Raw genomic sequence first — 26,543 nt, 5'->3', positions numbered from 1 at the left:
CTTCGCATAGGTCGCCACCGACAGGCCCAAGATATAGCCATGGATCTCTACGACGTCATGCGCACGACGTCCGCGGTGCGCGAGTACACCGGCGACGCGCTGCCCGACGACGTCCTCGAGCGCATTCTCGACAATGCCCGTTTCGCGCCGAGCGGCGGCAACCGCCAGGGCAACCGGGTCGTGGTCGTGCGCGATCCGGCGACACGCGAGTCGCTCATCGAATGCGCGATACCCGGCGCCAAGCGCTACATCGCGCAGCTGCGTAACGGTGAAAGCCCGTGGAATCCGTTGGCTCCCTGCGGGGTTGACGAGCAGACGATCGCGAAGGTGGAGGTGCCCAGCCAGTCACCGCTGCGCACCGCCGAGGTGGTGCTCGTGGTCTGTGTCGATCTGGGCGTCGTGGCCGCGTTCGACCAGCACCTCGACCGTGTCGGCCTCATCGCGGGGGCGTCGGTGTACCCGTTCGTCTGGAACATCCTGCTGGCCGCCCGCAACGAGGGGTACGGCGGCGTGCTCACCACGGCCGCCGTCGCCGAAGAGCCGCGAGTTCGTGAACTGCTGGGCATCCCGGACAACTACGCGGTCGCCGCCCTGGTGCCGCTCGGCAAGCCGGTCCGCCAACTGACCAAGTTGACCCGCAGGCCGGTCGCCGAAATCGCGTTCCGGGAACGCTTCGACGGCGAGCCGTTCGGCGCATGACCCCTGTCGAGGTCCGGTAACGGTTCGGTCGGCAACCAGACTCGATATGGCGTAGTCGATTCCGATCGCCGGGGTCTCATGCGATCTTGAGAACGTGACCTGCACGCTGGGCTACGCCACAGCAAGCGCCGCCGAGCAGGGCCTCGAGGGTCAGCTCGCGGCGCTCAACGCTGCAGGCGTCGATCCCCGCCGGGTGTTCACCGACCGGCTGTCGGAATCCGCCGACCGCATCGGCGCGGGACTGCACGCCATGCTCAGCTACGCCCGCTCCGGCGACACCGTCGTCGTTGAGGCGCTCGACCGGCTCGGCCGCACCGGCACCGAGGTCACCCGCACCATCGCCGAACTCTGCGAACGCGGCCTTCGCCTGCGCACGCTCAAAGAAGGCCTCGACACCGGGACCGCCACCGGCCGCGTCGTCGCCGGGGTCATCAAGACGTTGGCCCGCCTGGATTCCGAGGATTCCGCGGCCGCCGCCCCGTAGCGGCTCTGCTTAGAGATTCGCTCAGGCCTTCGCGGTCTTGGCGGCTGCCTTCGCCTGCTTTTTGAACGACCGCACCTTCTCCAACGAACCCGCGTCCACCACGTCGGCCACCGACCGGTATGAGCCGGGCTTGCCGTAGTCGCCGGCGGCCTTGCGCCAGCCTTCCGGGGTCACCCCGTACTGCTTGCCGAGCAACGCCAAAAAGATCTTCGCCTTCTGCTCACCGAACCCGGGCAGCGCCTTGAGCCGGCGCAGCACCTCGGCGCCGTCCGGATCGCCCTCGGTCCACAGCGCGGCCGCATCACCGCCGTAACGGTCGACGATCAACTGGGCCAGCGCCTGTACCCGTTTGGCCATCGAACCCGGAAAGCGATGAATGGCAGGAGTTTTCGAACACAACTCGACGAACTTCCCGGGATCGTAGTCGGCGATCTCGCGGACATCGAAGCCACCGAGGCGGTCGGCGATCTTCTTCGGACCTGCGAACGCCGCCTCCATCGGGTACTGCTGATCGAGCAACATCCCGGTCAGCAGTGCGAACGGATTGGATTCCAGCAGCGCGTCGGCCGCCGGATCTTGGACAAGCTGCAGTTTCGCCACGTCGCCAGTTTAAGGTGGCCCCAATCATGTCGGGCGAGCTCGCACTGGTTCTGGCAGCGGTGCTGATCCTGGCCGCGGTGGGCGCCGCGGTCATCGCCGTGCGCACCCGGCGGGTGGTGGCCACCCCCACCGAGCGAGCGGTCCACACCGCACTGCACACCGCGTCGCTGGCCGCCAGGGCCCTGCGCCAGGGGCTGAACACCGAGTCCGCGAAGACCGCCGCACCGTTCCTTCGCGGGTTGACCGGTACCGAAGGCGTGGCAATGTTCGGCGGCGACGGCCGCCCGCTGGCCCACGACCCACTCGACACGCCGTTGTGGTCGGTGGACGTGCGCGACGCCTGCGAACGCGCGGCCGCGGAGTCCATCTCCGGCGAGCGCCGTGTACTCACCAACGCCAAGGCGTCGGCCGTCGTCGCCCAACCGCTGTTCACCGAGGGCAGCGAGGTGGTCGGCGTGCTCGTCGTGGTCACCACCCGCTCCCCCGCGCCCGGCTTGCTCGGTGCAGTCGGGGAGGTCGCGCGCTACGCCGCCAGCCAGATCGAGCTCGCCGAGCTCGACGCCTCCCGCGCGCGCCTCGACCGCGCCGAAGTCCTTGCGCTGCGCGCGCAGATCAGCCCGCACTTCATCTACAACGCCCTCAACACGATCGCCTCGTTCGTGCGCACCGACCCCGACCGCGCCCGCGAGCTGATCCTCGAATTCGCCGACTTCACCCGCTATTCGTTCCGGGCCGCCGGGCAGTACACCACGCTGTCGGACGAACTGCGCAACATCGACCGCTACCTCACGCTGGAGCGGGCCCGTTTCGGCGATGCGCTGAAAGTGAAACTGCAAGTGGCGCCGGAGGTGCTCAACGTCGTGGTGCCGTTTCTGGCCCTTCAGCCACTGGTGGAGAACGCGGTGCGCCACGGGTTCGCCGGTCGCAAGGGTGGCGAGATCGAGATCATCGCCCGCGACGAGGGTTCGGACTGTGTGATCACCGTGGAGGATGACGGCGTTGGGATGGATCCGGACGCGCTGCGAGCCGGCCCCGGTGACGCCCTCGCCGATGGTTCACCCTCTGCCAACGGCCATTCCGCGCACGTCGGGTTGACCAATGTCGACCATCGGCTGCGGGCCGCGTTCGGCAACGATTACGGTCTGGTGGTCGAGACGGCGATCGACGCCGGCACGCGGGTAGTGATGCGTGTGCCCAAGTTCCGGTCAGGCGTGCGGGCCAGCGGAGGAGCGTTCGGGTGAGCAGGTTGTCCGTCCTTGCGGTCGACGACGAGGCACCCGCCCTCGACGAGCTGGTGTATCTGCTCAATCGGCACACCGACATCGGCGACGTCCTGGCGTGCAGCGAGGCCACGTCGGCGCTGCGCGAACTCAACCGCAGACCGTTCGACGCGATCTTCCTCGACATCAACATGCCCGGGTTGTCCGGCATCGAGTTGGCCGGTGTGCTGTCGAACTTTTCGCATCGGCCCGCCGTCGTGTTCGTCACCGCACACGACGACAGGGCGGTGGCCGCCTTCGACGTCGGCGCACTGGATTACCTGCTCAAGCCGATCCGGCAGGAACGCCTCGACGAGGCCGTGCGCCGCGTGCTTGCCGCGCGCACGGCCGAACCCGCCAGTGCCCGCGACGACGACGTGATTCCCGCCGAACTCGGCGGCGTCACCCACCTGGTCCCGCGCGACACCATCAGCTGGGTGGAGGCCGAGGGCGACTACGCCCGCCTGCATTCCGCCTCAGGCTCGCACCTGGTGAGGATTCCGCTGAGCACCCTCGAAACCCGCTGGCGCGAGAAGGGTTTCCAGCGTGTGCATCGGTCCTACCTTGTCTCGTTGCGGATGGTCACCGGGCTGCGCACCAGCGACGGTGCGGTGCTGGTGCGGCTACGGGCCAACGGCGCCTCACCCGCGGTCGAACTTCCAGTGAGCCGGCGTCAGGCACGCGAACTGCGCAACCGTGTCGTGCGCGATCCGATGCGCAACCTTCGGCCCGATGACTGAGCCCACCCGCCCGCAGCGCCAACGCGTCGTCCTCGGGCAACGGCGCGGCGCCCGCATGGTCCGCACCAGGGTCGAGGTGCAGGAGCAGACGCTCGTCGGTGACGCGCTGGTGCGCGGGCTGGTCCGCGCCCAACTCGGCCTCGCGTTGCGGCTCGCCGCCGTGGTGGTGGTTGTCGTCGTCGCAATCCCGTTGCTGAACACCGCTTTTCCTGAGCTCGCGGCGCTGACGGTCGTCGGGGTTCGGCTCAACTGGCTGGTGCTGGGGGCGTTGGTCTATCCGCTGCTCTACGGTGTGGGCAGGCTGTTCGTTCGCCTCGCCGAACAGGCTGAGCGCGACTTCGTCGGCGTCGTGGAGAGCGAACCGTGACCGGGTCCCCGTTGACGGCCGCCGCATTGCTCGCCGCAGCGGTGGCGACGGTCGCGATCGGCTTCTACGGCGTACGGTTGTCACGCACGACTTCCGACTTTCTGGTGGCATCGCGCACCGTGGGCTCACAGTGGAACGCCGCGGCCATCTCGGGCGAATACCTCTCGGCGGCATCGTTTCTCGGCGTGGCCGGGCTGATTGCGAAATACGGCGCCGACGCGCTGTGGTATCCCGTCGGCTTCACCGCCGGTTACCTGGGACTGCTGTTGTTCGTCGCGGCGCCGCTACGCCGTTCCGGCGCCTACACCGTGCCCGACTTCGCCGAATTCCGCCTCGGTTCTGCGCGGCTGCGCAAGACCGCCATGCTGGTCGTGGTCGTCATCTGCGTGTTCTACCTCGTCCCGCAATATCAGGGTGCCGGACTGGCATTGAAAACACTTCTGGGTGTTCCGGTCTGGATCGGTCCCCTGGTCGTCGGCGGCATCGTCATCGCCAACGTGGTCGCCGGTGGCATGCGGTCGATCACGTTCGTGCAGGCCTTCCAGTACTGGCTCAAGCTGACCGCGGTCGCGATACCCGCCTTGGCGTTGCTCGGGTTGTTCGCCACCGACCGCGGCGAACTCGGTGGCCCGCTTCCTCCGACGGTGTCCCAGCCCACCGCCGTCGCCATCGAGACCGACGTCGTGGTACAGGTCGAGCGGCCGGCCGGAATCACGGTCACCGGCACCCTGGACGGTGAACCCGTTGACGCACAACCGATCCTGTCGGCGGGAGAGCACACTCTCGGCGCCGGGACGACGCTGACGCTGGCGGCGGGCTCGGCCACCCCGGTGGTCGCAGGCGCGCCGAGCACCGGCACCGACTGGATCGCCTCGGGCGGCGGACTCGGCGGCGGCCATCCGCTCTACCAGGTGCTGTCGATCATCATCGCAACGTTCCTCGGCACAATGGGTCTGCCGCACGTGCTGGTGCGCTTCTACACCAACCCCGACGGCCGCGCGGCGCGTCGCACCGCGTTGGCGGTCATCGCCCTGCTGTCGTTCTTCTATCTGTTCCCGACGCTGCTCGGGGCGTTCGCCCGCCTCTACGTACCGCAACTGTTGATCACCGGAAATGCCGACGCCGCAGTGCTGTTGGCCCCCGGATCGGCGATCGGCGACCCCGCCGGGCAGGTGCTCGCCGCGTTGGTCGCCGCCGGCGCCATCGCCGCCTTCCTCGCGACGTCGTCCGGCCTGCTGGTCAGCATCGCCGGGGCGTTGTCCACCGACGTGTTGCGCGGTCGGGTGCGAGATTTCCGGATCGCGGCGGTCGTCGGCGGGTTGATCCCCATCCCGCTCTCGTTGGCGACCACGGGTGGCCTGGAGTTGTCCCGCAGCGTCGGGTTGGCGTTCGCGGTCGCCGCGTCGACGCTGTGCCCGCTGCTGGTGCTCGGCATCTGGTGGCGCGGGTTGACGGCCGTCGGCGCCGTCTGCGGGCTGGTGGTCGGCGGGATTCTCTCCGGCTCGGCCGTCACGCTCGCGGTGATCGGCGCCGTCGACGAGACCGCGCTGGGCGGTTGGCCGGCGGTGATGATCGGGTATCCCGCCGCGGTCAGCGTGCCCGTCGCCTTCGCGACGATGATCCTGGCCAGTCGCCTAAGCCGCGGCTCGACCCCCGCGGACGTCGCGCAGATTTTCGCCCGCATGCACGTGCCCGAGCGGCTCGGTATGGGCGTCGAGCGCCTTCCCCGGGCCTGATTCCGCTTCACCGCTCAACGTTGTCGATCGACCGCTCACCGCACCGGTGCTCGGTTTCGCCGTGTCAGGCGCGTCTGCCCTGGGTATGTGAGCCACATCTCATCTAACTTCGGCACCCGAGTCACCTGAGCCGTTCACACCGACGTCGAGGAGCACACGATGCCCCAACTTGACCTGCCGCATCGGGATACGCCGATCAGCGGCGAGGAATACCGGACCGTACAAGCGAGCCCGGAGTTCCAAGAGCTGCGGTCGCGGCTGCGCCGCTTCGTCTTTCCGATGAGCGCGCTGTTTCTCATCTGGTACGCCGCCTATGTGATTCTGGGCGCCTTCGCCCACGAGTTCATGGCGATCAAAGTGTGGGGTGACATCAACGTCGGCCTGTTGATCGGCATCGGCCAGTTCGTCTCCACGTTCGTGATCACCGGCCTCTACGTGCGCTTCGCCAACCGCGAACTCGACCCGCGGGCCGAGGCCATCCGCACCAAGCTCGAAGGCGGTGCGGCATGAGCACCCTGCTGGCCGCCGACCCGACCGTCGGCAATCCCGCCGCCAACATCGGCATCTTCGGGCTGTTCGTCGCGGTGACGCTGTACATCGTGATCCGCGCGAGCAAGAGAAACGCCACCGCCGCCGAATTCTTCACGGCCGGTCGGTCGTTCACCGGTCCGCAGAACGGCATCGCGATCTCCGGTGACTATTTGTCCGCCGCCAGCTTCCTCGGCATCGCGGGCGCGATCGCGGTTTACGGCTATGACGGCTTCCTGTACTCCATCGGCTTCCTGGTGGCCTGGCTGGTCGCGCTGCTGCTGGTCGCCGAATTGCTGCGCAACGCAGGGAAATTCACGATGGCCGACGTGCTGAGCTTCCGGCTCAAGCAGCGCCCGGTGCGGCTCGCCGCGGCCACCACCACGCTGACCGTCTGCCTGTTCTATCTGCTGGCGCAGATGGCAGGCGCAGGGGGACTCGTCGCGCTGCTGCTCAACGTCACAAGTGATTTCGGCCAGGCCGTCGTCATCGCCGTCGTCGGGGTATTGATGATCGTCTACGTGCTGATCGGCGGCATGAAGGGCACCACGTGGGTGCAGATCATCAAGGCCGTGCTGCTGATCGGTGGCGCCGCGTTGATGACGGCGTGGGTTTTCGCCAAGTTCGGTGCGAACTTCTCCGGAATCCTCGGCGCGGCCCAGTCCGCCGTGTCGGGTTCCTCCAACGAGGCCGTCGCCGCCCGCGATGTCCTGGCGCCCGGCGCGCAGTACGGCGCCTCGTTGACCTCGCAGATCAACTTCATCTCGTTGGCGCTGGCGCTGGTGCTGGGCACCGCGGGCCTGCCGCACGTGCTGATGCGGTTCTACACCGTGCCGACCGCCAAGGAGGCACGCCGTTCGGTGGTGTGGGCGATCGCGCTCATCGGCGCGTTCTACCTGTTCACCCTCGCGCTCGGTTACGGCGCCGCGGCACTCGTCGGGCCCGACACCATCCTGGCCGCTCCCGGTGGGCAGAACTCGGCGGCACCGCTTTTGGCGTTCGAATTGGGCGGGGTCATCCTGCTTGGCATCATCTCGGCGGTCGCGTTCGCGACGATCCTCGCCGTCGTCGCCGGCCTGACCATCACGGCGGCAACGTCGTTCGCGCACGACATCTACGCCAGCGTGCTCAAGAGCGACCGGGTCAGCGAGAGCGAGCAGGTGCGGGTTTCGCGGATCACGGTCGTGGTGCTGGGTGTCTTCGCGATCGGCCTGGGTGTCCTTGCCGCCGAGCAGAACATCGCGTTCCTGGTCGCGCTCGCGTTCGCGGTCGCCGCCGCGGCCAACCTGCCGACCATCCTGTACTCGCTGTACTGGCCGCGCTTCAACACCCGCGGCGCCTTGTGGAGCATGTACGGCGGCCTGATCTCGACCATCGTGTTGATCGTGTTCTCCCCCGCCGTGTCGGGATCGAAGACCGCGATGCTGCCCAGCGTCGACTTCGCCTGGTTCCCGCTGGCCAACCCCGGCATCGTGTCGATCCCGCTGGCCTTCCTGCTCGGCATCATCGGCACGCTGAGCTCACCCGACCGCGGAGATCCGGACATCAACGCCGAGTTCGAGGTGCGCTCGCTGACCGGCGTGGGTGCCGAGAAGGCCGTCACACATTGAGGTCAACCCCGCGACGTGTCTGAGGCTCTGACCCGCGCGGGCACGCGCACAGCGTTCCCGCTGCTGGCGTACGCGTTCGCCGCGATCATGCTCGGCACCACGATGCCGACGCCGATGTACGCGCTCTACGGCGAGCAGATGCAGTTCTCGGTGGTGACGACCACCATCGTGTACGCGGCCTATGCGGGCGGTGTGCTGTTCGCGCTGCTGGCCTTCGGACGGTGGTCCGATGCGATCGGCAGACGTCCGCTGCTGCTCGGCGGCGTGGTCGCGGCGCTGATCAGTGCCGGGGTGTTCCTGGTCGCGGACTCGGTGCCGCTGCTGGTTGTCGGCCGCGTCTTCTCCGGACTGTCCGCGGGCGTCTTCACCGGGACGGCCACCGCCGCGGTCATCGAAGCCGCACCGCCGCACTGGCGCGGCAGGGCCGCCGCGGTCGCGACCGTCGCGAACATCGGCGGGCTGGGGGCCGGTCCGATGGTGGCCGGTGTGCTCGTCGAGTACGCGCCCAAGCCACTGCACCTGAGCTTCATCGTGCACATCGCGCTGGCCGCGCTGGCGGGTGCGGCGGTGCTGTTGGTGCCGGAGACCTCGCCGCGGTCCGGACGCATCGCGCTGCAGCGTCTGGCGGTGCCGCCCGAGGTGCGTTCGGTGTTCATCCTCGCGGCGATCGCGGGGTTCGCCGGATTCGCCGTCACAGGCCTGTTCGCCGCCGTGGCGCCGTCCTTCGTGACCGAGGTCGTCGGCATCGACAATCAGGCCGTCGCCGGGCTCATCGCCGGTTCGATCTTCGCCGCGTCCGCCCTGACGCAGATCGCCACCAACTCCATGCAGCCGCAGCGGGCACTCGCCATCGGCTGCGCGATCCTGGTCGCCGGGATGGCTCTTCTCGCAGTCGCACTTCAACTCTCGTCGCTGATCGGGCTCCTCGCGGCCGCCGTGGTGTCGGGTGCGGGTCAGGGTATGAGTTTCAGCCGCGGCCTGGCCGCGATCTCCGAACGCAGCCCGGCCGACCGTCGCGCGGAGGTCAACTCGACCTACTTCGTCATCGGCTACGTGGCCATCTCGCTGCCGGTCGTCGGCGAGGGATTGGCGGCCCAGCAATGGGGATTGCGCACGGCGGGCGTCAGTTTCGCCGTGGCGGTCGCGGTTCTGTCAGGCATCTGCCTGGTGGCGATCCTGCTGCGCGAAGCAAGGGTGGCGCGGGAAACGCGCACGGCGGCGTCCGGGGCGTAATCATCTGAGCGACGGCGCAGATGCGCTACCGCACCTTTGAGTGCTTCTACTCATGCGCGACGCCGGCGCCTGCCCCGACGATCAATCACATGACGATGTTTCCGACCCCAGCCGACATCGAAGCGGCAACCCCGGTGTCCCGTGACCGTGCGATCGACGCCATCCGCATCGTGTCGTTGCTCGGGGTGGTGATCGGCCATACCGTGATGGCCACCAGCACGCTGCGCGACGACGTGTTCATCTGGAGCAACCTGCTCACCGCATCACCCGTTCTTCAGGCGCTCACCTGGGTGTTTCAGATCATGCCGCTGTTCTTCTTCGCGGGCGTGGCCGCCTGCGTGGAAAGTTGGAAGCCCGACAGCAGTTGGGGCAACTGGCTGCTGCGCCGCTGCACCCGACTCTACCGACCGGTGTTCTATTACCTCGCCTTCTGGGCCGTCGCGCTGCTCGCTCTGCGACTTGTGCTGCCCGAACACGTCTACGAACCGGTCGCCGGAATCTCGATCCAGCTGTTGTGGTTCCTGGGCGCCTACGTGTTGGTGCTCGCCGCGGTGCCGGCGTTGGCGCGCATCAGAACTCCCGGCCGAATGGTGGCCGCAGTCGCCGCCGCCTACGGGTTCATAGCCGTCGTAGACGCGGTGCGGATCAACGTCGAGGGCTGGGCCGCGCTGGGGTACCTCAATCTGGCCGTGTGGCTGATACCGGGCATGCTCGCCGTCGGCTATCGACGTGCACTGCTGAGCGCACGCGTGGCGGTCACCCTGGGCACCGCGATGCTGGCGGTCAACCTGGCCCTGGTGATGTTCGGGCCCTACGAGCTGAGCCTGGTCGGCATCGAAAGCCAGCAGCTCAAGAACATGACGCCGCCGTCGCTACTACTGGCGGGCCACGCAATCATGATGTGCGCCTTCGCAATTGCTGCCATGCCGGCGATCGCTCGGTGGGCGCGGCGGCCGCGGGTGTGGTGGCTGACCGCGATCGGCAACACCGGTGCCATGACTCTTTACCTGTGGCACATGCCCGCGCTGCTGATGATGCACCTGGCGTTCGACTACCTGGGCTACCCGCGGTTCGACCCAGCCGCCCCGAGCTTCATCGCCCTGTCGGTTCTGCAGGTGCTGATCATGGTCACGCTGGTTGCACTCTTGTTCGTCACGCTACGCCCACTGGAGAACGACCCGCTCCCGTTGTGGGACGGCGGATTCCTCGCCGCACCCGGTGTGCGCAGCGCGACAGTCGGTGTCCTGCTCTGCACGGCGGGCGCAGCCACCCTGGCCTCGATTGGTTGGGGATTGAAGGATCAGGGCCTGCTGTGCGTGGCGGTGATGTTGACGGCGCTTGTCGTCGCCCGTGGCCTGGCATCCGATGCCAAACTCCTCAGCGCGGCTCGTACCTCGCCGCTAGATCGTCGTCCGGCAACACTTGACGGCCAAACTCCTCAGCGCGGCTCGTACCTCGCCGCTAGATCGTCGTCCGGCTAGCCACTCTTGCGACGGAATTCCCTGCGATGCTCGACCGGGCCGTGCGCGCGCGGTTGTTTGGCTCCGCCGTCCTTGTGATCGCCCCCGCCCGCCGACTGGGCCTTCTTGCGCTCCAGCGCCTCCCGGAACCTGCGCTTGGTGTCGTCTTCCGGTGTCTCAGCCATGACGGCAGCCTAGCCCGTGGGCACGCGGCCGTCGCCTGCTTTATCGCTTGCCCGGCGGCATGCCATAGACGTGGCTGATCGGCAGCGTCATCACCACCCGGCGGTCGTCGACCATCGCGCGTCGGTAGTCGTCCCAGTCGGGATGTTCGCCGGCGATGTTGCGGTACAACGCGATCAGCGCCGCCACGGTGTCGTCGTCTGGCGACGCCGCCGGCGGGGTGAGTGTCGCGTCGCCCTCGGCGACCGCGTAGGACCAGCCGTCGTCCGAGCTGACGTGAAGCGATGCGCGCGGGTCCCGGCGCAGGTTGCGGGTCTTGGCCCGCGGCTCGGTGATCGACACCTGGATCGTCAACGCGCGCGAGTCGAAGTAGTACGACACGTTCGACAGTTGCGGGCGACCGTCGCGTTTGATGGTTGCCAGGACGCCCAGCGAGTTTCCGCCGATCAGGGCGAGCAGTTTGTCGTCGAACACGTGGCGTCCCATGCTCTCGAGCCTACGTCTCTACCATCGAGATGTGACCGTTCCCATCTCCCGGATCGACGGCAACGTGCTCGAAGGCGTATCCGCCACCGCGCTGTGGACGCTGTACTTCCGCGCCAGCGAGGCCAAGCGATCCGACGGGGTGCTCCGTGACCCGTGGGCGGTCACGCTGTTCGACGCCATCGACTACGACTACGACAAGTTCGGCAGGCCCAACCAGTCGCACGCCGTCCGCGCTCTGGCTTTCGACGCCGCCACTCGCGAGTACCTGACCACGCATCCGAAGGCTTCGGTGGTTGCGCTCGCCGAAGGCCTGCAGACCAGCTTCTGGCGACTGCAGCGGCAGGGTGTCGCCAACGAATTGACCTGGTACTCAGTTGATCTCCCACCCATTGTGGCACTACGGGAGAAGCTGTTGCCGCACGACGACCGCATCATCGCGCTGGCGCAGTCGGCGTTGGACCGCAGCTGGATGGACCACATCGACGCATCCAACGGTGTGTTCATCACCACCGAGGGCCTGCTGATGTATTTGGACCCCGACGATGCGCTCGGTCTGATCCGCGACTGCGCGGCCCGCTTTCCCGGGGGCCGGATGATGTTCGACTCCGTGCCGCCCTGGTTCAGTCGGCGCACTGTGCGCGGCAAACTGAAGCTGTCCGACCGATACGTCACACCACCCATGCCCTTCGCGCTGACCCCCGACGACGCTGTCGCGCTGGCCGGGCGCATTCCCGGTGTGCGCGCGGCCCACGACCTCGCCATGGTGCCGGGGCGTGGGCCATACAAGCTGCTGGCCTCGCCGATGTGGGACCGCGTCGGATTCCTGCGCAGGGGCCGCCCCAGCCACACCCTGCTGGAGTTCGGCTGATGACGCGCTACGCGGCCTTCCTGCGTGGGGTCAACGTCGGTGGCGTCAACCTCAAGATGGCCGACGTCGCGAAGGCCTTCGAGGGAGCAGGTTTCCGTTCGGTACGAACAATTCTCGCCACCGGCAACGTTCTGTTCGACAGCGGGTCGGGAGTCGACGCGGTGCGGAAGAAGGCTGAGAAGGCCTTGCGCGACACCTTCGGGTACGACGCCTGGGTGCTGGCCTACCCGATCGACACCGTCGCGGCGATCTCGCGCGCCTACCCCTTCGAGCGCGAGGTTGCCGACCACCACTCCTATGTCACATTCGTGACCGACGAACAGGTGCTCGACGAGCTCGCCGGCCTGGCCGAAGAGGCCTTGTCCGGGGAGAAGATCGAGCGCGGCGAGGGTGTCATCTACTGGCAGGTGCCCAAGGCTGCAACGCTCGACAGCACCATCGGCAAGACCATGGGCAAGAAGCGGTACAAATCGTCGACTACCACCAGGAACCTGCGCACGCTCGACAAAGTCCTGCGCTAGGTAGATTCGAGCAGGTGAGTCCCGAACCGAACGCTTCCTCCGCCAAGGCCGACGCCACCATGCTGACCGGTGTCTCCGAGACCGCGTTGATGACACTGAACGTGCGGGCCACCGAGGCCCGCCGACCGGACGGACTGATCGAGGACCCCATGGCGATCCAGCTCGCCGACTCCATCGACTTCGACTTCTCCAAATTCGGCCTGTCGCGCCGCCAGGACATGGCAGTGCGCGCCCTCGCGTTCGACCGCGAGGCGCGGCGATACCTCGGCGATCATCCTCGCGCCACGGTGGTGGCGCTCGCCGAGGGACTCCAGACCAGCTTCTACCGGATCGATGCCGCCGACGTGGGACACGAATTCTGTTGGCTCACCGTCGATCTCCCACCGATCATCGAACTGCGCAAGCGGCTGCTGCCCGCATCGGATCGGGTGCGCATGCTGGCCCAGTCGGCGCTGGACTACAGCTGGATGGATCACGTCGACACCGCACACGGCGTGTTCATCACCGCCGAGGGGCTGCTGATGTACCTACAGCCCGAGGACGCACTCGGCCTGATCGGCGAGTGCGCGGCTCGCTTCCCCGGCGGCCGGATGCTGTTCGAGCTGCCACCGGCGTGGTTCGCCCGGTTGATCAGCCGGGGCCTGCTGCGCCCCTCGTTCAGCTACCGCGTCCCGCCCATGCCGTTTCACATGACGCCCGCGCAGGTCGCCAACCTCGTCAACGAGATCCCCGGGATCCGCGCGGTGCACGACATCGCGCTGCCGCCGGGGCGCGGCAAGGTGCTCAACGCGCTGATGTGGGGGGCTCAGCGCCTGCCCTGGTTCGATTCCGTGCGCCCGGTCTTCACTTTGCTCGAGTTCGGCTGAGCCGAACGGCTCGTTCCGCGCCGCCTACCCGAACGCCGCATCCACATAGCGCAGCGCATCGTCCTTACCCATGCCGAGCGCCTTGGCCGCCGACACGAACGTGTTCGCCGCCGTCGCCATCGCTCCGTCCACGGGATCGGCATGCGCGACGAATGTGCCGAAGCGGCCGCGGGTTTCGAGGACCCCCGCCGACTCCAACTCGCGGTAGGCACGCGCCACGGTGTTCACTGCGAGGCCAAGCCGGCCCGCCAACTCGCGCACCGTCGGCAATCGCGTTCCCGGCGGGAGTCTGCCGTCGCGCACTCCGTCGATGATCTGCGTTCTGAGCTGGTCGAACAAGGCCCCCGACGAGCTATGGTCGATGCGCACCCAATCCCCCAACTCGGCCACGTGCTCAGTATCGCCCACAGCGGCTAGTTTGGTCATGTGCAGGTAACGGTCCTCAGCGGTGCGGGCATCTCGGCCGAAAGCGGGGTGCCGACGTTCCGCGATGCCGAAACCGGGTTGTGGGCGAAGGTGGACCCCTATGAAATCTCCAGCTCGGAGGGGTGGCGGGCACACCCGGAGAAGGTGTGGGCGTGGTACCTGTGGCGCCACTACATGATGAGCGCGGTGCAGCCCAACGACGGTCACCGGGCGGTCGCCGCCTGGCAGGACTACGCCGACGTGCACGTCGTCACCCAGAACGTCGACGACCTGCATGAGCGAGCGGGCAGCAAGAAGGTCTACCACGTGCACGGGAGCCTCTTCGAGTTCCGCTGCGACCGCTGCCACCAGACGTATTCCGGTGAGCTACCGGCCATGCCCGAACCGGTGGAGACCGTCGACCCGCCGCTGTGCGCGTGTGGTGGGCTCATCAGGCCCAACGTGGTCTGGTTCGGCGAGGCGCTGCCCGAGGACGCGTGGCAACGGTCGGTTGAGGCGGTCAGCGGCGCCGACCTGGTCATCGTCGTCGGCACTTCCTCGATCGTCTATCCCGCGGCCGGCCTGCCCGAGATCGCGCTCGCCAACGGCATCCCGGTCATCGAGGTCAACCCGGAACGCACACCGCTGTCCGACTCCGCGACGGCGTCCGTGCGCGAGTCGGCGGCCAGCGCACTGCCGAACCTGCTGCAGCGGCTCCCGGCCCTCCTCGGTTAGGGCCTCACCGCGCGGCCGATCGCGAACTCGGCGACCGGCAGCGGCACCCACCTCGGCATCGTCCATTCCCGCCGGGCACCCTCGATCTCGAACCCCGCGCCCACGATGCTCTGTTCGGTGCGGCGGTGGGTGTGGCAGTTTCCGAGCAGCCGCGGCCACACCGTCGCGTCGGCGATCCTCTGCAACCGTCCGCGACCGCCGTCGCTGGCGATGTGCTCGAGATAGCGGAGCTCACCGCCCGGGCGCATCAATGAAAGTAGCTGGCGCAGCACGGTATCCGGATCGTCGATCGAACAGAGCACCAGCGAGCAGACGACCGCGTCGAACGGCTCGCTGCCTGCAGCCACGAAGCGCTCGACCGTGTCGGTGCTGACGGTGACCGGCACGCGGGCGCCGACCGCGGCCCGCTGGGCCTGTTCGGCGAGACGACGTTCGGGCTCGACGGCCACCACCTCGCGCACGGTGGCGGGGTAGAACTCGAAGTTCGTTCCGGTGCCCGCACCGACCTCCAGAACCCGTCCCGACAAGCCTGCGAGGTTCTCGCGCCGAAGTTGTCGGATGGCGTCGGTCTCGTGGGTGGACATCACCGTCCACAACCGAGCGAAGAACGGGTTATCGACCGTGTCCGGCATGGAGCATTCCCTTCAACTGAGCGACGGTTTCCGGTGGTGGCGCGTCGAGGTCCACCGCACCCCGGGTGATCTGACCGAGACACACGGCCGTCAGGACCCGGTCGGCGAAGTCCTCGACATCCCCCCACGGTAGGTACGGCTTGGAGATCAGCATCGCGGCCACCCCGTGCGCGACGGTCATCAACTCCAGCGCCGTCGCGGTCGAGTCGCCCGGCGGATAGGTGCCCTCCGCCATCAGCCCCTCGACCGCGGTGCGCAGATGCACGAATGCCGAGCTGTTCAACGCGATGTCCACGTCGCTGCCCGGCCGGCTTTCCCCCATCGTCGCAATGCGGTACAGCTCAGGGGTTTTCATCGCGAACCGGACGTACGCCAATCCTTGCGCACGCAGCACCTCGACCGTCGACGGCTGCCCGGCCGCCACACCTTGCATCTCTTCGTCGAGTTTCTCGAAGTACCGTGCGCACACCGCGTCGAGCAGCGCGTCCTTGTCGGCGAAGTGCAGGTAGATCGACGGCGGGGTCACCCCGACCCGCTGCGCCACCGACCGGATGGAAACCTCTTTTGCGTTGCCCGACTCGAGCAGCAGGTCGGTGGTCGCGTCGAGGATCTCCTCGCGCAACTGCTCACCGGAACCCCGCGGAGCGCGTCGCCGTTTCATCGCGTACCCGCCGGTTCGACCGAGTCTTCACCCGGGGTGTGCGACGGTTCGGCAGACTCGCGCAGGCCGATGCGTTCGTGCAGCCTCGCCAACGGCTTGGGCGCCCACCAGTTCCACCGTCCGAGCAGATGCATGAACGCCGGCACCAAGCCCATCCGCACCAGCGTCGCGTCGGCCAGCACCGCCAGCGTCAACCCGACGCCGAACATCCGCATGAACGACACCTCGGCCGCGATCAGCGCGGCGAACGATATCGACATCAACAGCGCCGCCGCCGTCACCACACGGCCGGTCCTGGCCAGGCCGAGCGCCACGCTCTCGTCGTTGCGGGCCCGCGCCGACATCGACGGGTCGCTGCCCGACTGCAACCAGAACTCGCGGATGCGCGAGACCAAGAACACCTCGTAATCCATCGACAGCCCGAACGCGATGCAGAACAACAGCACCGGCATGTTCGCCACCAAGGTCCCGGTCGGCGTGGTGCCCAGCGCGCCGAGATGGCCTTCCTGGAAGATCCACACCAGCGCACCGAATGCGGCCGTCAACGATAAGACGTTGAGTATCAACGCCTTCACCGGCAGCACCACGCTCCCGGTGAGCAGGAAGAGCAGCACGAACGTGATGGCCCCGATCACCCCGAGCACCAGCGGCAGACGCGACGTGATGGCCGAGGCACTGTCCCGGTTCACCTGCGCCGTGCCGGTCAGCAGCACCGGGACATCGCCGGGAGTGCCCACCGCCTCCAGCCGGTCCAGTTGTGCTTCGGAGGCATCGCTGAACAGCGGCGCCTCACTGGCCACCGTGAGGAAGGCGCTGCCGTCCTTGACGCCGGTCGCGCCCGACGGTGGACCGACCGACCTGCCGTCGACGAACGTGCCACCGGGCGCGGACACCGACGACACGTCGGCGACCTGCGAGAGGTCGGCGGCGTAGCGGTCCACCATCGCCGGCGTGAGATCTCGGATGTCCGGGATGACGACAGTGACGTTGCGGGCCGAGTCGACGGCGAAGTTGTTGCGTAAGTCGTCGCCGACCTGGCGCGCCGACGCGGACACAGGCAGCACCCGCTCGTCCGGGAACCCCCACCGCGCGTTGAGGAACGGCGCACCGAGTACCAGCAGCAGCGTGACGATCGCCAGCCCGATCGGAAGTGCCCGGCGCATCACGACTTTCGTGCAGCGGTACCAGAATGTCTGCTCGACGGGTTTGCGAACCGGCTCCGGCCTGCCGAGAAGCCGGCGACCCAACCGCCGCACATCGAGCGCGTCCAACCGCTCGCCGAGCAGCACGATCGCCGCGGGCGCCACGACCACCGCGGCGACGGCCGCGAACGTCACCACCGCGATTCCGGCATAGGCGAACGATTTCAGGAAGTACATCGGGAACAACACCATCGCGACCATCGACAGCGCGACCGTCATCGCCGAGAACAAGACCGTGCGCCCGGCGGTCGCCATCGTGCGTACCAACGCCGATTCGGGTTCCGCCCCGTCGGCGATCTCGTCGCGGTACCTGCTGATGATCAGCAGCGTGTAATCGATTGCGAGCGCCAGACCCATTGCGACCGTGAGGTTCAGCGCGAAGATCGAGACGTCGGTGACGTAGGTGACGCCGCGCAGCACGGCCATCGAGCCGAGGATCGCGAACCCACCGATCGCCAACGGCAGCGCGGCGGCGAGCAGGCCGCCGAACACCCACACCAGCGCCACGAAGCACAGCGGGATCGCGATCGCCTCCATCTTCAGGAGGTCTTTTTCGCTCTGCCCGTTGATCTGCACGTAGATCATCGCCTCGCCGCCGGCGCGCACGGTGACGCCGTCGCGGTCGTGCACGAGTCGCTCGGTGAGTTCCTTCGCATGCTTCTGCGCGCCGCTCTCGCCGCCGGTGATACCGGCGACGATCAGCCCGGTCTTGCCGTCCTCGCTGACGAGCGCGGGCGCGGCGGTCGGCGGTGCGCTCCACAGCGAGGTCACCCCGACAACGGAAGGTGAGGCCCGCAGTTCGGCGGCAAGCTGCTCACCGACGGCACGTGCACTGGGGCTCTGCGCGCCCTCGTCGGAGTGCACGCTGAGGATCAGCTCCATGTCGCCCTGCCCGAACGTGTCGACCAGGAGCTGGGTGGCCTTCGCCGACTCCGACGTCGGATCCTGGAAGCCGCCGGCCGACAGGTGCTTGGCGACGGGGATGCCGAAGATCGCGCACGCGACCATCACCAGAACCGCTATCGCGATGATGCGCCGAGGCGCCGCTATGGCCAGGTGTGCGATCCGTTGCAGCACTCGACGTCCTTTCGGCCTGGACTAACGTCGATAACTTAACAACGGTAACTCAGCGCCGTCAACGCCCCTTCCGTACACACGAGTCACGGACCCACGGCGTTCATTGCGATTCTCCGCGATGAGTTACGGCAGTCCTGGTAGTCGTAATCGACATGACCACGACGGACGCGGCGACCGCCGCCACCACCACACGCGACACCGCGACGGACATCGGCCTGCTCATCCTGAGAATCGGTATCGGCGCGGCCATTCTTCAGGCGGGCCTCATCAAGGCCTTCGATTTCGGCGCCACCGTCGGTTTCATGGACTCCGCCGGTTGGCGGTTACCCGGACTGGCCGCGTTCATGGTCACGGCGGCCGAGACGCTCGGTGGCCTGGGCCTCATCTTGGGTGCGGTCACGCCGCTGGCGGCGTGCGCGGTGGTCGCAGCGATGGTCGACGCGTGGGCCGTCAACGTGTCGCAGTCGGCGTTCTGGTCCGAACCGTTCAACGCGCCGTTCCTGATCGGCGTCGGCGCCGCAGCGCTGCTGTTCCTCGGGGCCGGCGCCTACTCGCTCGACGCCAGGGTGTTGGGCCGGATGTCGTGGGGACGGCGCGTCGCCGTCGGCCTGCTGGTCGTGGCGTTCGCCGCCGCGATCCTGACCTGGGTGGCGCTGCTCGGCACGAACCCCATCCACTTCACCGCCGGGGCCTAGCCGGTCAGCAAATCGCTACTGGCCAGTAGCCCGCGACCCTACTTGGCGGTAAGAATTGCCACAGTATTCCGAATCGTGACTCAAAGATTCCTTAGAGGTAACACTTACTGTCGAGTACATGTGGATCGACGACACCAGTGCCGATGTCATCAAGGTCGACTTCGAGGCGCTCTACCACGGTGATGTCCTGGTAGAAGGCGACACCTCGGAGCAGCTCGACGACGAGCACACCCTGCGCACCGCCGTCTGACCGAACGCGCGCCGAGGGGTCGCGCATTCGTTCCGACGGTTCGGCCTCGAGCGCCCGAGCCGGTTCTGTTGCTGCCTGCTGTTGAACCCGCCCGCTAAATCGATTCCCGTCCCTAAGCCACGTTCTCTTCTTCGTCGTCGGCGATCATGTCGCTGAGCCGGCCGCTGATGATCTCCTCGGCCTCGTCGACGATGCGCGCGACCAGATCCCCGCAGGTCGGGATGTCGTTGATCAGCCCCATCGCGGTGCCCACGCTCCAGATGCCGGCGTCGAGGTCGCCGACCTCGTAGACCTTCACGCCGCGCGAGCCGGCGACCAGGTCCTTGACGTCCTCGAACTGACCGCCGCGGTTCAGGATCTCCACAACCTCACGCGACACCGCGTTGCTGGCCACGCGGGCCGTGTTGCGCAGCGGCCGGAAGATCAGCTCGGTGTCGAGTTCGCTGCCCGCGACGATCGCTTCCTTGACGTTCTGGTGGATCGCCGATTCCACGGTGCACATGAACCGCGAACCCATGTTGATGCCGTCGGCGCCCAGCGCCAGCGCGGCCACCAGGCCGCGCGCGTCGGCGAATCCGCCGGAGGCGATCATCGGGATGTCGATCTTGGCCGACGCCGCCGGGATCAGCACCAGGCCCGGGATGTCGTCCTCGCCGGGGTGGCCCGCGCACTCGAACCCGTCGATGCTGATGCCGTCGACGCCGAGGCTCTGCGCCTTGACCGCATGCCGCACCGAGGTGCACTTGTGCAGCACCTTGATCCCGTTCTCGTGGAACATCGGCAGATGGGGCGCCGGGTTCGACCCCGCGGTCTCGACGATCTTGATGCCCGAGTCGACGATCACCTGCCGGTACTCGTCATAGGGCGGCGGGTTGATCGTCGGCAGGATCGTCAGGTTGACGCCGAACGGCTTGTCGGTCAGATCGCGGCACTTGGCGATCTCCTTGGCCAGATCGGCCGGCGTCGGCTGCGTCAACGCGGTGATGAAGCCGAGCGCACCCGCATTCGCCACGGCCGCAACGAGTTCCGCGCGGCCGACCCACTGCATCCCACCCTGCACGATGGGATGCTCGATCCCGAACGTCTCGGTGAACTTCGTCCTGATGGCCATCGTGTCTACCTCGGTCCTTTTCTCTTCGCGCAAGCGCTCATCGGGGGGCCATCCGGATCGCGCCGTCCAGGCGGATCACTTCACCGTTGAGCATGGGGTTCTCGACGATGTGCACGGCCAGCGCGCCATACTCGTCGGGGTCGCCGAGGCGCGCCGGATGCGGCACCTGCTTGCCCAGAGACTGCTGCGCCTCCTCCGGCAGCGAACCCAGCAGCGGGGTCTTGAACAGACCCGGCGCGATGGTGACGACGCGGATGAACTCACGCGACAGGTCCCGGGCGATCGGCAGGGTCATGCCGACCACGCCGCCCTTGGATGCGGAGTAGGCGGCCTGCCCGATCTGGCCCTCGAACGCGGCTACCGACGCGGTGTTGATGATGACGCCGCGCTCGCCGTTGATCGGTTCGGTCTTGGCGATCCTCTCGGCGGCCAGCCGCAGCACGTTGAACGTGCCGATCAGGTTGACCTCGATGACCTTCTTGAAGCCGTCGAGCGGGAACGGCCCGTCCTTGCTCAGCGTCTTGATCGCGTTGCCGATGCCCGCGCAGTTGACGTTGATGCGCAGCGGGCCCATCTTCTCGGCCGCATCCAGCGCCGCGCTGACCGCGTCCGGATCGGTCACGTTGGTCTCGACGAACTGGGCGCGGTCACCGAGTTCTTTGACCGCCTCTTCGCCCTTGAGGTCGATGACGACCACCGATGCGCCCCTGTCGAGCAGGCGTTTGGTGGTGGCCAGGCCGAGGCCCGATGCGCCACCGGTGACGACGGCTACGGCGTCCTTGATCTCCACTTTGAGGGTGTTCCTTTCTCTAGGCCCAGTCTCGTAAGACGGCTTCGGTGTCGGCTCCGGCTTGGCCGGGTGGTGTCGGTGCCGGCGGCGCACTTCGGGAGAACCGCGGCGCGGGCATCGGTTGCAGGTGCTCACCGTCGCGATAGAAGGTGTTGCGCTGGGTGACGTGCGGTTCGGACTCGACCTCGCTGAACGACAGCACCGGCGTCACGCAGGCGTCGCTCTCGGCGAACACCTTGGCCCAGTGGTCGCGGTCCTTGCTCGCGATGACCTCGGACAGCTTGGCACGCAGCTCCGGCCAGCGGCTCGCATCGTTCTGATCGGGCAGGTCGGCGTTCTCCAGACCCAGGCCCTTGAGGAACTCCGCGTAGAACTGCGGCTCGATGCACCCGACCGCGATGTAACGGCCGTCGGCGCACGTATAGGTGTCGTAGTACGGCGCCCCACCGTCGAGGATGTTGACCCCGCGCTGATCGGTCCACAGTCCGTCCTGCAGGAAGCCCCAGATCATCTGCGCCAGCACGCTCGACCCGTCGATCATCGCCGCGTCGACCACCTGACCCTTGCCTGACGTCTGGCGTTCCCACAGCGCCGACAGGATGCCGACGAGCAGGAACATCGAGCCTCCGCCGAAGTCACCGGTCAGGTTCAGCGGGGGAACCGGCCGTTCGCCCGCGCGACCGATCGAGTGCAGCACACCGTTGAGCGAGATGTAGTTGATGTCGTGGCCGGCCTGCAGGCGCCGCGGCCCGGTCTGACCCCAACCGGTCATGCGTCCGTAGATCAGCCGTTCGTTGACCTTCGCGCAGTCCTCCGGGCCGAGGCCGAGCCGTTCGGTGACACCGGGGCGCAGCCCCTCGATCAGCACGTCGGCCTTGGCGACCAGGCGCAACACCAGCTCGCGGCCTTCATCGCTCTTCAGGTCGGCCGCGACGGAGCGGCGGTTGCGCAGAGCGGCCTCGCGCTTGCTGGTGGGGATCCCGCCGAGCTTGCCCGGCCTCTCGATGCGGACGACGTCCGCGCCGAGATCACCGAGGATCATCGCCGCGTGCGGGCCGGGTCCGATGCTCGCGAGTTCGATCACCCGCAGCCCGTGCAGAGGTCCCGCCATGCTTACCGCCCTTCGTTGGACAATCGCTTCCGGATCGCCGACATAGCTTACTTGTATAACCAAGTCGTGCGGTTCTAGGGTGCAGCCATGACAACCCTCGATTCGGGCGCACCCACATATACCGGTATCGACACTCTGACGGTCGACCTCGCCGACGGTGTGCTTTCGGTGACGCTGAATCGACCCGACAGCCTCAACTCGCTGAACCGAGAGATGCTGGCCGGTATCGCCGACACCCTCACGACGGCGGCCACCGATCGGCGGGTCAAAGTCGTGCGGCTCGGCGGCGCGGGCCGTGGCTTCTGCTCGGGGGCGGGCATCGGCGGCGATGACCAGGCGCAGAAGGAGGTCGACGGCCCGGCCTCGGTGCTGGACGCCGCCAATAACGCGGTCCGCGCGATCGTCAACCTCCCTCAGCCCGTGGTCGCGGCGGTGCACGGTGCGGCGGCCGGCGTCGGCGTCTCGCTGGCACTGGCCTCAGATGTCGTATTGGCTTCGGACAACGCCTATTTCATGCTGGCGTTCACCAAGATCGGGCTGATGCCCGACGGCGGCGCCTCGGCACTGGTGGCCGCTGCGGTCGGACGCACCCGCGCCGCCCGGATGGCGCTGCTGGCCGAAAAGGTCTCGGCGCGTGAGGCTTTCGACTGGGGTCTGGCCGCCGCGGTCTATCCGGCTGACGAGTTCGACGCCGAGGTCGACAAGGTGCTCGACAAACTGAAAAACGGTCCCGCGGTCGCGCTGCGCAAGACCAAGCACGCGATCAACGCAGCCACTCTGACCGAGTTCGAACCCGCATTGGGACGCGAACGCGAGGGCCAGCTGAAGCTGCTGACCTCGCCGGACTTCATCGAGGGCATCACCGCGTTCCAGCAGCGCCGCCAGGCCAACTTCTCCGACTTCTAGGGCACGTCCTGCGCCGAGTGTGGGGCACGTCCTGCGCCGAGTGTGGGGTCGTCACACGCTCGGCGCGCAGAATGCGTGCGGGTAACCCACGTTCGGCGCAGAGAAAATCGGTGGACTCGACGCCGACGCGTCGGCAACCATCGACAGGTGAGTACGCAATTTGAGATCCAACAGCCGGTGCGCGACGCCGGACGTTGGCGCGTGCTCGCACCGTTTTCCAATCGTGAGTACCGCCTGCTGATTGCGGCGGTGACGCTGTCGATCTTCGCCGACGGCATGTTCGCCGTGGTGTTGGCCATGCAGGTCATCGAGCTGAACAACGACCCCGTTTCGCTGTCGATCGTGACGACCTGTTTCGGCGGCGCACTCGTCGCATTCGTGTTGGTCGGCGGGATCGCCGCCGACAGATTCCCGCAGCGGGCGATCATCATCGCGGTCGAGGCGGTCAACGTGCTCGCCTCGACGGCCATCGCGGCGCTGGGAATCATTGGTGCACTGCAGATCTGGCATCTGGCGGTGGGCGCGGCGGCCCTGGGTGCGGCGGCGGCGTTCTTCTTCCCCGCCTACAGCGCCATCCTTCCCCGGATCCTGCCGCCCGAGCAGCTGCTCGCGGCCAACGGTGTCGAGGGCGTGGTGCGCCCGGTGTTCCAGCGCGCGATCGGCCCGGCCGCCGCCGGAGTGATTGTCGGCGCGACGTTCCCCGCACTGGGCGCGGTGGCGGTGGCCGCCTTGTTCGCCGTCGGGCTGGTACTGCTGGTCGTGACCCGGCCCTCGCTCAAACCTAATGCGGCACAGGCCAGCACGCATGTGCTGCGTGATCTCCGCGACGGCTTCGTGTTCGTCCTCGGCACGCCGTGGCTGTTGTGGACGCTGTTGTTCGCCAGCATCTTCGTGCTGGTCGTGCTGGGACCGATCGAGGTGCTGCTGCCGTTCATCGCCAAGGACCGCTTCGCCGACGGCGCACGGATGTACGGCTTCATCCTCGCGTTCTTCGGGTTGGGCAGCGCACTGGGAGCATTGACGGTGTCGTCGGGTCGCATGCCGCGCCGGTACCTGTCGGTGATGATGGCGATGTGGAGTCTCGGCGCCATCCCCCTGGTCGTGTTCGGCTTCACCTCATCGTTCGCGGTGATGGCCGTCGCGACGTTCGTTATCGGGTTCACCGACGGCACGGGAATGGTCATCTGGGGCACCCTGCTGCAGCGACGGGTGCCGACCGCGATGCTGGGCCGCGTGTCGAGCCTGGACTTCTTCGTCTCGCTGGCGTTCATGCCGGTGTCGTTCGCGATCGTCGGACCGTTGTCGAAAGTCGTTTCGATACAGACGATTTTTCTCATCGCGGGCATCGTGCCCGTGCTGGTGGCAGCGGTCGCGGTGTGGGCGGCAGGCATGCGCCGCGACGAGTTGGCCCACCCGCTGCGCTGAGTCAGACGCCGAAGATCGGCGGCAGCGCGAGCACCATCACCAGGCCCCAGAAGAAATGGGTCAGCATCGGTGCGAGTATGCCGCCGGTCGCCCGGCGCTCGAACGCGCAGATCGTGCCCAGGATGATCGCAGCGAAGCCGAGCATCGGATTACCGGTGGTGGCTGCGGTCGCGATGACGTAGAAGACCGTCGAGATCAGTATCGGTTTCATCGTGCCCAAGGCCGTGTAGAGCGCGCCGCGGAAGAACATCTCCTCGGCCAGCCCGTTGATCACGGTGATGAACGTCACCAAGACCAAAGGTCCGTAGTCGGCGTATTCCAGTACGCGAGTGATGTATTCGCGCACACCGGGAATCTCGCGCGCGATCAGGCCGCCGATGACGAACACCGCGCCCAGCACCAATCCCACCGCGGTGCCGGTGATCACGGGCCGTTGATTGCGACCGCGGAAGCGGATGCATCCCATGTGCAGCGGGCCGGACAGGAACGCGCCCAGCGCCCACACCCCGGCCAGGGCCAACGTCAGCCAGTAGAACGACGAGTCGCCCGGCGGCCGGGTCAGCGAATATCCGAGCAGCGCGGCGCCGATGACGAGCACGACCGCGACGACGATGCGCCTGCGTCGGATGACGCTTGGCGGTTCGTGATGCGGGACGGGGCACGCGCCGACGATCTCGCGGATCTCCCGAAGCAGCCCGGGGCGGGCCTGGGTTTTTTCCGTCACGTCGAACCGACCTTAGGGACGAAATGCAGCACTGTGTCCACCCCCGTGCGCACGGCCCCGGCGACGGGTCCGGGAACGCCGCCGATCAGCCCGAGCGCGGGCCGGGCGATCGACGGTGTGACCGCGCCTGCGACCTGTTGCAGACGCAGGGTGTCTCCACCCGCCCATTCGGGGTCGGTGTCGGCGAGGTGGTGCGGGTCGGTGAGCTCGTCGACGGGTCGACGCCGACGGCTCGCCAGCGCCCGGGTGATCGCCTCCTCGACGCCGATGAGCCCGGCGGGCGGGTCCGGCACGAACTCGCGCAGCCGGGTGTCGGAAGCGATCATCGGATGGTCCAGCGACTGCACGAGGTCCGCCGCTAGTCCGCCCGGCACCGGCAGTACCGCCGCCGTCACCCACGAGACGAGGCCGGTGTCGATGCCGTTGACCGGGAGTTCGGCCCTCCACTTGCCGGCGATACGCGCATACGTGCGCAGCAACTCGGCGTAGGACGTGGTTTCGGGGCCGGTGATGTCGTAGGCGCCGGCGGGCACACGCTCGCTGTCTGCGGCGGCGACGAGGTAGTGCAGCACATCGCAGATCGAGATCGGGTCGATCGGGTTCGCCGACCACGACGGCATCGGGATGACCAGGAACCGATCGCCCACGTAGCGCAGCATCTCGAACGACGTCGACCCCGCACCGATGATGATGGCCGCGCCCAGCCACACCACATCCGGCCCATCGTCGACGTGCAACGCCTCGGCCACCTCGGCGCGGCTCGCGAGGTGTTCGGAGAGTTCGTCACCGTCGGGCACGAACCCGCCGAGGTACACGATGCGGCGCACACCGGCGTCCTTGGCCGCGGTCGCCACGTTGGCCGCCGCGCGGTTGTCCGCCTCGCGGAAATCGGGCTGTCCGATGCCGTGCACGAGGTAGTAGACGACGTCGATGGGGCCGGCATCGGCGAACGCCGACCGTGCCGAGGCTTCGTCGTGGGCGTCCAACGCGACGGCGTCGACGCGGTCCCGCCAACCGAAATCGGCCAGCCGATCGGGATTTCGGCTGGCGGCGACCACCTCGTGGCCCTCGGTGAGCAGCTCGGTGACGACCCTGGAGCCGACGTATCCGGTCGCGCCGGTCACCAGAGTGCGAACACGTTTCACGGTAGGGCCTGTACCCGGATCGGACCCAGGAGAA

30 protein-coding genes are annotated in these 26,543 nt (G+C 67.6%); 18 read left to right on the top strand and 12 right to left on the bottom strand.

Going from position 1 to position 26,543, the window contains the following annotated elements:
* Positions 1-39: 39 nt before the first annotated feature.
* Both AU197_RS25550 and AU197_RS25545 read left to right on the top strand, forming a co-directional pair.
* Entirely contained in the window at positions 40-699 is a 660-nt protein-coding gene (locus AU197_RS25550; protein WP_064406700.1) for a nitroreductase family protein, read from the top strand.
* A 94-nt stretch (positions 700-793) separates the two neighbouring features.
* Entirely contained in the window at positions 794-1,183 is a 390-nt protein-coding gene (locus tag AU197_RS25545) for a recombinase family protein (RefSeq protein ID WP_064406698.1), read from the top strand.
* A 21-nt stretch (positions 1,184-1,204) separates the two neighbouring features.
* On the opposite strand, the gene AU197_RS25540 is transcribed toward AU197_RS25545, so the two are convergent.
* On the bottom strand, positions 1,205-1,783 hold the full coding sequence (locus AU197_RS25540) for an HhH-GPD-type base excision DNA repair protein (RefSeq protein ID WP_064406696.1): 579 nt from the start codon (positions 1,781-1,783) through the stop codon (positions 1,205-1,207).
* Between the two features lie 26 nt (positions 1,784-1,809).
* Between AU197_RS25540 and AU197_RS25535 the strand changes: the two genes are divergently transcribed.
* The 8 genes from AU197_RS25535 (at position 1,810) to AU197_RS25500 (ending at position 10,737) form a co-directional block, all read left to right on the top strand.
* Positions 1,810-3,024: a sensor histidine kinase gene (locus AU197_RS25535; protein ID WP_064406695.1), complete on the top strand. Its 1,215-nt coding sequence runs from the start codon at positions 1,810-1,812 to the stop codon at positions 3,022-3,024.
* The gene (locus AU197_RS25530) at positions 3,021-3,782 is read left to right on the top strand and encodes a LytR/AlgR family response regulator transcription factor (RefSeq protein ID WP_064406694.1); all 762 of its coding nucleotides are present in this window, start codon (positions 3,021-3,023) and stop codon (positions 3,780-3,782) included. Before AU197_RS25535 ends, AU197_RS25530 begins: the two co-directional genes overlap by 4 nt.
* Positions 3,775-4,149, top strand: coding sequence for a hypothetical protein (locus AU197_RS25525; RefSeq protein ID WP_064406691.1), 375 nt, complete (start codon positions 3,775-3,777; stop codon positions 4,147-4,149). The genes AU197_RS25530 and AU197_RS25525 overlap by 8 nt, the downstream gene beginning before the upstream one ends.
* A complete protein-coding gene (locus AU197_RS25520) occupies positions 4,146-5,885 on the top strand; it encodes a sodium/solute symporter (protein ID WP_064406690.1) in 1,740 nt (579 codons plus the stop codon). The genes AU197_RS25525 and AU197_RS25520 overlap by 4 nt, the downstream gene beginning before the upstream one ends.
* 159 nt (positions 5,886-6,044) lie before the next feature.
* Positions 6,045-6,395 (top strand): DUF485 domain-containing protein, encoded by a 351-nt coding sequence (locus AU197_RS25515; protein ID WP_064406688.1) that lies wholly within the window; start codon positions 6,045-6,047, stop codon positions 6,393-6,395.
* Positions 6,392-8,023, top strand: a complete 1,632-nt coding sequence (locus tag AU197_RS25510; RefSeq protein ID WP_064406685.1) for a monocarboxylic acid transporter — start codon at positions 6,392-6,394, stop codon at positions 8,021-8,023. Before AU197_RS25515 ends, AU197_RS25510 begins: the two co-directional genes overlap by 4 nt.
* A gap of 15 nt (positions 8,024-8,038) precedes the next feature.
* Complete coding sequence (locus tag AU197_RS25505) at positions 8,039-9,256, top strand: MFS transporter (RefSeq protein WP_286145572.1); 1,218 nt, start codon at positions 8,039-8,041, stop codon at positions 9,254-9,256.
* 89 nt (positions 9,257-9,345) lie between these two features.
* On the top strand, positions 9,346-10,737 hold the full coding sequence (locus AU197_RS25500; protein ID WP_064406779.1) for an acyltransferase family protein: 1,392 nt from the start codon (positions 9,346-9,348) through the stop codon (positions 10,735-10,737).
* Here the strand turns inward: AU197_RS25500 and AU197_RS26380 are convergent.
* Together AU197_RS26380 and AU197_RS25495 are read right to left on the bottom strand one after the other, a co-directional pair.
* Positions 10,734-10,901 (bottom strand): DUF5302 domain-containing protein, encoded by a 168-nt coding sequence (locus AU197_RS26380; RefSeq protein ID WP_156434566.1) that lies wholly within the window; start codon positions 10,899-10,901, stop codon positions 10,734-10,736. The two genes, AU197_RS25500 and AU197_RS26380, sit on opposite strands and share 4 nt — an antisense overlap.
* Positions 10,902-10,941: 40 nt before the next feature.
* Positions 10,942-11,385: a PPOX class F420-dependent oxidoreductase gene (locus AU197_RS25495; RefSeq protein WP_064406683.1), complete on the bottom strand. Its 444-nt coding sequence runs from the start codon at positions 11,383-11,385 to the stop codon at positions 10,942-10,944.
* 31 nt (positions 11,386-11,416) lie between these two features.
* On the opposite strand from AU197_RS25495, the gene AU197_RS25490 reads away from it, so the two are divergent.
* Genes AU197_RS25490 through AU197_RS25480 form a run of 3 tightly spaced genes read left to right on the top strand, consistent with a single transcriptional unit; the run spans position 11,417 to position 13,640 of the window.
* Positions 11,417-12,253: a class I SAM-dependent methyltransferase gene (locus AU197_RS25490; protein WP_231745188.1), complete on the top strand. Its 837-nt coding sequence runs from the start codon at positions 11,417-11,419 to the stop codon at positions 12,251-12,253.
* A complete protein-coding gene (locus AU197_RS25485) occupies positions 12,253-12,774 on the top strand; it encodes a DUF1697 domain-containing protein (RefSeq protein WP_064406680.1) in 522 nt (173 codons plus the stop codon). Before AU197_RS25490 ends, AU197_RS25485 begins: the two co-directional genes overlap by 1 nt.
* A gap of 59 nt (positions 12,775-12,833) precedes the next feature.
* Positions 12,834-13,640, top strand: coding sequence for a class I SAM-dependent methyltransferase (locus tag AU197_RS25480; RefSeq protein ID WP_064406778.1), 807 nt, complete (start codon positions 12,834-12,836; stop codon positions 13,638-13,640).
* A gap of 24 nt (positions 13,641-13,664) precedes the next feature.
* Here the strand turns inward: AU197_RS25480 and AU197_RS25475 are convergent, their stop codons facing one another.
* Positions 13,665-14,030, bottom strand: a complete 366-nt coding sequence (locus AU197_RS25475; protein WP_064406777.1) for an Rv1152 family transcriptional regulator — start codon at positions 14,028-14,030, stop codon at positions 13,665-13,667.
* A gap of 36 nt (positions 14,031-14,066) precedes the next feature.
* On the opposite strand from AU197_RS25475, the gene AU197_RS25470 reads away from it, so the two are divergent.
* A complete protein-coding gene (locus AU197_RS25470) occupies positions 14,067-14,780 on the top strand; it encodes an NAD-dependent deacylase (protein WP_064406678.1) in 714 nt (237 codons plus the stop codon).
* Here AU197_RS25470 and AU197_RS25465 read toward each other — a convergent pair.
* From AU197_RS25465 to AU197_RS25455, 3 genes are read right to left on the bottom strand one after another with little or no spacing between them, the layout of a single operon-like run.
* Positions 14,777-15,412, bottom strand: coding sequence for a class I SAM-dependent methyltransferase (locus AU197_RS25465; protein ID WP_064406676.1), 636 nt, complete (start codon positions 15,410-15,412; stop codon positions 14,777-14,779). The genes AU197_RS25470 and AU197_RS25465 overlap by 4 nt on opposite strands.
* A complete protein-coding gene (locus AU197_RS25460) occupies positions 15,393-16,073 on the bottom strand; it encodes a TetR/AcrR family transcriptional regulator (protein ID WP_064406675.1) in 681 nt (226 codons plus the stop codon). The genes AU197_RS25465 and AU197_RS25460 overlap by 20 nt, the downstream gene beginning before the upstream one ends.
* The gene (locus AU197_RS25455; RefSeq protein ID WP_064406673.1) at positions 16,070-18,352 is read right to left on the bottom strand and encodes an MMPL family transporter; all 2,283 of its coding nucleotides are present in this window, start codon (positions 18,350-18,352) and stop codon (positions 16,070-16,072) included. The genes AU197_RS25460 and AU197_RS25455 overlap by 4 nt, the downstream gene beginning before the upstream one ends.
* A gap of 152 nt (positions 18,353-18,504) precedes the next feature.
* Between AU197_RS25455 and AU197_RS25450 the strand changes: the two genes are divergently transcribed.
* Both AU197_RS25450 and AU197_RS26800 read left to right on the top strand, forming a co-directional pair.
* Positions 18,505-19,047: a DoxX family protein gene (locus AU197_RS25450; protein WP_064406671.1), complete on the top strand. Its 543-nt coding sequence runs from the start codon at positions 18,505-18,507 to the stop codon at positions 19,045-19,047.
* A 118-nt stretch (positions 19,048-19,165) separates the two neighbouring features.
* Positions 19,166-19,297: a hypothetical protein gene (locus AU197_RS26800; protein WP_090346444.1), complete on the top strand. Its 132-nt coding sequence runs from the start codon at positions 19,166-19,168 to the stop codon at positions 19,295-19,297.
* Between the two features lie 112 nt (positions 19,298-19,409).
* On the opposite strand, the gene AU197_RS25445 is transcribed toward AU197_RS26800, so the two are convergent.
* From AU197_RS25445 to AU197_RS25435, 3 genes are read right to left on the bottom strand one after another with little or no spacing between them, the layout of a single operon-like run.
* On the bottom strand, positions 19,410-20,408 hold the full coding sequence (locus AU197_RS25445) for an NAD(P)H-dependent flavin oxidoreductase (RefSeq protein ID WP_064406669.1): 999 nt from the start codon (positions 20,406-20,408) through the stop codon (positions 19,410-19,412).
* A gap of 37 nt (positions 20,409-20,445) precedes the next feature.
* On the bottom strand, positions 20,446-21,198 hold the full coding sequence (locus AU197_RS25440; protein ID WP_064397653.1) for a 3-hydroxyacyl-CoA dehydrogenase: 753 nt from the start codon (positions 21,196-21,198) through the stop codon (positions 20,446-20,448).
* 19 nt (positions 21,199-21,217) lie between these two features.
* Positions 21,218-22,309, bottom strand: coding sequence for a CaiB/BaiF CoA transferase family protein (locus tag AU197_RS25435; RefSeq protein WP_064406667.1), 1,092 nt, complete (start codon positions 22,307-22,309; stop codon positions 21,218-21,220).
* Positions 22,310-22,396: 87 nt separating this feature from the next.
* Here AU197_RS25435 and AU197_RS25430 point away from each other — a divergent pair, with 87 nt between their 5' ends.
* Positions 22,397-23,215 carry an enoyl-CoA hydratase gene (locus AU197_RS25430; RefSeq protein WP_064406665.1) on the top strand — a complete coding sequence of 273 codons (819 nt, stop codon included), beginning with the start codon at positions 22,397-22,399 and terminating at the stop codon, positions 23,213-23,215.
* A 177-nt stretch (positions 23,216-23,392) separates the two neighbouring features.
* On the top strand, positions 23,393-24,640 hold the full coding sequence (gene tet(V), locus AU197_RS25425) for a tetracycline efflux MFS transporter Tet(V) (RefSeq protein ID WP_197415661.1): 1,248 nt from the start codon (positions 23,393-23,395) through the stop codon (positions 24,638-24,640).
* A gap of 1 nt (position 24,641) precedes the next feature.
* Here tet(V) and AU197_RS25420 read toward each other — a convergent pair whose 3' ends face one another.
* Both AU197_RS25420 and AU197_RS25415 read right to left on the bottom strand, forming a co-directional pair.
* Positions 24,642-25,334: a CPBP family intramembrane glutamic endopeptidase gene (locus tag AU197_RS25420; RefSeq protein WP_502687908.1), complete on the bottom strand. Its 693-nt coding sequence runs from the start codon at positions 25,332-25,334 to the stop codon at positions 24,642-24,644.
* Positions 25,335-25,360: 26 nt separating this feature from the next.
* Positions 25,361-26,509: an NAD(P)H-binding protein gene (locus AU197_RS25415; RefSeq protein ID WP_064406658.1), complete on the bottom strand. Its 1,149-nt coding sequence runs from the start codon at positions 26,507-26,509 to the stop codon at positions 25,361-25,363.
* Positions 26,510-26,543: the final 34 nt, after the last annotated feature.

The organism is Mycobacterium sp. IS-1590, from assembly GCF_001500025.1.
Classification (GTDB): Bacteria; Actinomycetota; Actinomycetes; order Mycobacteriales; family Mycobacteriaceae; genus Mycobacterium.
The sequence above is the reverse complement of the archived record's forward strand: the minus strand, read 5'-3'. Positions and strand labels throughout refer to the sequence as shown.

Excerpts from the sequence above, each read along its gene's own strand:
- AU197_RS25550 (WP_064406700.1), top strand. The coding sequence starts at position 40 with ATGGATCTCTACGACGTCATGCGCACGACGTCCGCGGTGCGCGAGTAC.
- AU197_RS25535 (WP_064406695.1), top strand. The coding sequence starts at position 1,810 with ATGTCGGGCGAGCTCGCACTGGTTCTGGCAGCGGTGCTGATCCTGGCC.
- AU197_RS25525 (WP_064406691.1), top strand. The coding sequence starts at position 3,775 with ATGACTGAGCCCACCCGCCCGCAGCGCCAACGCGTCGTCCTCGGGCAA.
- AU197_RS25515 (WP_064406688.1), top strand. The coding sequence starts at position 6,045 with ATGCCCCAACTTGACCTGCCGCATCGGGATACGCCGATCAGCGGCGAG.
- AU197_RS25510 (WP_064406685.1), top strand. The coding sequence starts at position 6,392 with ATGAGCACCCTGCTGGCCGCCGACCCGACCGTCGGCAATCCCGCCGCC.
- AU197_RS25500 (WP_064406779.1), top strand. The coding sequence starts at position 9,346 with ATGACGATGTTTCCGACCCCAGCCGACATCGAAGCGGCAACCCCGGTG.
- AU197_RS26380 (WP_156434566.1), bottom strand. The coding sequence starts at position 10,901 with ATGGCTGAGACACCGGAAGACGACACCAAGCGCAGGTTCCGGGAGGCG.
- AU197_RS25495 (WP_064406683.1), bottom strand. The coding sequence starts at position 11,385 with ATGGGACGCCACGTGTTCGACGACAAACTGCTCGCCCTGATCGGCGGA.
- AU197_RS25485 (WP_064406680.1), top strand. The coding sequence starts at position 12,253 with ATGACGCGCTACGCGGCCTTCCTGCGTGGGGTCAACGTCGGTGGCGTC.
- AU197_RS25480 (WP_064406778.1), top strand. The coding sequence starts at position 12,834 with ATGCTGACCGGTGTCTCCGAGACCGCGTTGATGACACTGAACGTGCGG.
- AU197_RS25465 (WP_064406676.1), bottom strand. The coding sequence starts at position 15,412 with ATGCCGGACACGGTCGATAACCCGTTCTTCGCTCGGTTGTGGACGGTG.
- AU197_RS25460 (WP_064406675.1), bottom strand. The coding sequence starts at position 16,073 with ATGAAACGGCGACGCGCTCCGCGGGGTTCCGGTGAGCAGTTGCGCGAG.
- AU197_RS25450 (WP_064406671.1), top strand. The coding sequence starts at position 18,505 with ATGACCACGACGGACGCGGCGACCGCCGCCACCACCACACGCGACACC.
- AU197_RS26800 (WP_090346444.1), top strand. The coding sequence starts at position 19,166 with ATGTGGATCGACGACACCAGTGCCGATGTCATCAAGGTCGACTTCGAG.
- AU197_RS25445 (WP_064406669.1), bottom strand. The coding sequence starts at position 20,408 with ATGGCCATCAGGACGAAGTTCACCGAGACGTTCGGGATCGAGCATCCC.
- AU197_RS25435 (WP_064406667.1), bottom strand. The coding sequence starts at position 22,309 with ATGGCGGGACCTCTGCACGGGCTGCGGGTGATCGAACTCGCGAGCATC.
- AU197_RS25430 (WP_064406665.1), top strand. The coding sequence starts at position 22,397 with ATGACAACCCTCGATTCGGGCGCACCCACATATACCGGTATCGACACT.